Below are 3,233 nucleotides of genomic sequence, written 5' to 3' on the forward strand. Positions count from 1 at the left end.
GGCTTCCAGCGCGGCCAGGGTGCGTTCGTGGGAACAGCTGCAGCGGAAGGCAACCGGATCCGGCTCGAACAGGCGCACCGTTTCCTCGTGGAACAGCCGGTGCAGCAGGGTTTCACTGTCCAGGCTCAGCAGTTCCTCCGCTTCCACTGTGCGGGCCAGGTGGTTCACCCGGTTCCACAGGTCATCGTCGTCATCGGTATGGCCGGGAAGGCGCTGGAGTAACAGGCCGGCAGCGGTATCCTCGTTGGCAAACAGGAACAGGCTGGTGGCGATCTGCTCGGAGCGCTCGAAGTACTCTTCCAGGCAGCCGGCCAGGGTTTCTGATTCCCTTGGTACCACGCCCTGATAGCGCTGGCCCTGTTCCGGGGTAATGGTGATGGCCATACGGCTTTTTCCGAGCAGCTCGTGCAGGGTTTCGCCGCTGACCGCATCGGCATCAAAGCGGGCCAGGCCACGGATATGGCGGTCATGGCTGCATTCGGCCATGAGTGTGCTGAGGGCACCTTCACCCGCTGCCTGCAGCGAGAGAGTGCCTTTGAATTTCAGGGTGCTGCTCATCAGTACGCTGGCTACCAGGGATTCTCCCAGCAGCTCGCGGACTGAATCCGGGTAGGGGGCCTGGCCGGTGATTTCCTTGAAACTCTCGCCCAGCTGTACCCAGGCACCCCGCACCTGGCTGTGTTCAAAGAGAAAACGTTGGAACTGGTCGCGGGATGCCATGGTGTCTCCTGGAGCTGATGTATCGATTTACTGGGAGTTACTGAAACGGGGTTGTATACGGGTTGTCAGATATGTGGGATTCAATGGTTACAGACCATTCTGTTCCCGGAAGCGCTGGATATCCCGGCGATCTTTCTTGCTCGGCCTTCGAGCCGGGGGCAGCTGTGCAGCCTGCATGGTCTTGCGTTGCCAGGCCAGATCTTCCCGCCGTTTCACGCTGTCGTCGGTTTCGTGATAGAGCTTCTGGGCTTCCGGGGCGCCCCGGCGTCGGTCGCTGATGTCGTCGACGATCACGATCTTTTCCTGCCAGCCCAGGCGCAGGGTCACTTTGGCGCCGGTCTCAACGATCTTGCCGGGCTTGGTGCGCTGGCTGTTGTAGTGCACCTTGCCGCCTTCAATCGCCTCTTTGGCGAGCGAGCGGGTTTTATAGAATCGCGCTGCCCACAGCCATTTATCGAGCCGGACTTTCTGATCGTCTGCGTTCGCCGCCGTCATATCTCCTCACCTGTCGGGCAAATGCCGCAATAATCCATTATAACCCCCTCATGGGGTGGATGGCACTGCTGTATGTGAGCGCAAGGCAGGCAGTACTTCATCGAAGTGATGAATGCCGGGAATGTCCGGGTGGTGGTCTTTGGATGGCTGCTGGCTGTCGGGGGCCAGAATCGCCAGGCACTGGCCAATACCGGCGGCACGGGCACTCTCAAGCACCGGGAAACTGTCGTCGACCATCAGGGTAGATTGGTGACGATAGGGGGAGCGGCCGGCAAGGTCCTGCCAGAACGCCGGGTCCTCTTTGGGCTTGCCCAGTTCGTGGCTGGAGACGATGCCGTCAACATGCTGATCCAGTCCGGTCCGCTGAAGCTTCAGGGCCAGAGGATCCGGATGGCAGTTGGTGACGATGACCGAGCGCAGTCCGGCCTGGCGCAGTGCGGCCAGGAAGTCGGTTACATGGGGGCGGTAGCCAATGCGGTCGCCAACTTCCGCCTTAAGGCCGGTTATGTCCAGGGCAAGGCGTTCGCTCCAGTAATCGGTGCAGTACCAGTTCAGTGAGCCCCGCTCGGCCATAATCATCGGAATCAGGTAGTCCCGGGCCTCGGTTGGGTGCAGGTCAAAGTGTTCGGCATAGCGCCTTGGCAGGTGCTCCAGCCAGAAGTGGTTGTCGAAATGCAGATCCAGCAGTGTCCCGTCCATATCGAGGAACACGGTATCGAGGGTTGACCAGTCCACCATAAACAAAACAGCCTGAAGAATTTTCTTCAGGCTGCCTCAGATCCCGGCCAGTGGCAAGCCGGGATTTTACGGATCGGTAAGCCAAATCAGTTGTCGGACTGCTCCACCGTTTCTGACTTGCGACCGGTGCGGGTGCAGCCCAGGCAGCGCACGAAGGTGGCCTTAGCCGGGCCAACCACCAGCACTTCACCGGCTTCACCGGCATTGCCGCCAAGCGCCGAGAATGGCAGGGATACCAGATACACAGCACTACCAATAATGGTTGTGGCCAGCAGCGCCGGGCGCAGCAACACCGCATCGGCGGTCATGGCCAGCGCAGACGGGCTTTCGTCCACGGCACGGGCATGGCCGAGCGATGAGAATGCCAGCAGGCAGGCTGCGACGGTGGCTACCAGGGTGCGGGAAATCTTGCGGGTCATGTCATTCTCTCCTGAACGTATCAGCCCGGTTGGTCAGGGCTCGCCTGTCTCTGTATTGCGAGCCAGCATGTTCGCGCTGCGTGCGGCGACCGGGTACTAGCACTCCATTAACTATGAATCATATTGCCTCAATTTCAAACGGTTTTTCGTTGAAAAGTGTGAGCCGTTGCGGAATCTCAGCGCTGGCATCGGGGGCAGTAAACCGTCGATCGGTTGTTCATGCGGATCTCTTTCAGCGGGGTGTTGCATTCGGTGCAGGGCGCTCCCGCCTTGCCATAAACCAGTAGTGACTGGGCGAAATACCCCGGTTTGCCGTCGCTGTTGACGAAGTCCCGCAGAGTGGTGCCGCCCATCAGTATGGCGGCGCTGAGGGTTTCCCGGATGGCCTCGGCCAGCTTGTGATAGCGGTCCAGGCTGATGCGGCCGGCTTTCCGTTTCGGGTGAATGCCGGCCTTGAACAGGGCTTCGTTGGCGTAGATATTGCCCACGCCCACCACCACATGATTGTCCATAATGAAGGATTTGACCGGCGTCTGTTTCTGCCGGGACAGGCGAAAAAGCCAGGCGCCGTTGAAATCTTCGGATAAGGGTTCCGGCCCGAGCGCGCTGATCAGTGGATGCCGGTTCCATTCGGTGGTCCACAGCCAACAGCCGAAGCGCCGGGGGTCATTGAATCGCAGGCGGCGATGGTTGCCGAGGATAAGTTCAACATGATCGTGAGTCATGGCGGGGCTGTCGTCGGTGATCACCCTGAGACTGCCCGACATGCCCAGGTGGACAATCACGGAGCCGGCATCCAGGTGCAGGAACAGGTATTTCGCCCGGCGTTCCACAGCCCGGATGGTCTTGCCCTCCAGGTGC

Annotated in this window: 5 protein-coding genes; all 5 read right to left on the reverse strand. The window is 60.1% G+C overall.

Going from position 1 to position 3,233, the window contains the following annotated elements:
* The coding region (locus B3Y70_RS12085) for an Hsp33 family molecular chaperone HslO (protein ID WP_288589882.1) at nt 1-720 on the reverse strand (720 nt) is incomplete at its 3' end.
* Nucleotides 721-807: 87 nt separating this feature from the next.
* Nucleotides 808-1,215 carry a ribosome-associated heat shock protein Hsp15 gene (gene hslR, locus B3Y70_RS12090; RefSeq protein ID WP_011787156.1) on the reverse strand — a complete coding sequence of 136 codons (408 nt, stop codon included), beginning with the start codon at nt 1,213-1,215 and terminating at the stop codon, nt 808-810.
* Between the two features lie 48 nt (nt 1,216-1,263).
* Complete coding sequence (gene yrfG / locus B3Y70_RS12095; RefSeq protein ID WP_199451586.1) at nt 1,264-1,953, reverse strand: GMP/IMP nucleotidase; 690 nt, start codon at nt 1,951-1,953, stop codon at nt 1,264-1,266.
* A gap of 86 nt (nt 1,954-2,039) precedes the next feature.
* Entirely contained in the window at nt 2,040-2,372 is a 333-nt protein-coding gene (locus B3Y70_RS12100) for a hypothetical protein (RefSeq protein ID WP_011787154.1), read from the reverse strand.
* 176 nt (nt 2,373-2,548) lie between these two features.
* Nucleotides 2,549-3,233: bifunctional DNA-formamidopyrimidine glycosylase/DNA-(apurinic or apyrimidinic site) lyase (gene mutM, locus B3Y70_RS12105; protein ID WP_288589884.1), on the reverse strand; the 685-nt coding region annotated here is incomplete at its 5' end.

It is taken from the genome of Marinobacter sp. UBA5687 (assembly GCF_002420325.1).
Classification (GTDB): Bacteria; Pseudomonadota; Gammaproteobacteria; order Pseudomonadales; family Oleiphilaceae; genus Marinobacter; species Marinobacter nauticus.

Bases quoted from the DNA above. Each gene is read 5' to 3' on its own strand.
- yrfG (WP_199451586.1), bottom strand. From the start codon at position 1,953: ATGGTGGACTGGTCAACCCTCGATACCGTGTTCCTCGATATGGACGGG.
- hslR (WP_011787156.1), bottom strand. From the start codon at position 1,215: ATGACGGCGGCGAACGCAGACGATCAGAAAGTCCGGCTCGATAAATGG.
- B3Y70_RS12100 (WP_011787154.1), bottom strand. From the start codon at position 2,372: ATGACCCGCAAGATTTCCCGCACCCTGGTAGCCACCGTCGCAGCCTGC.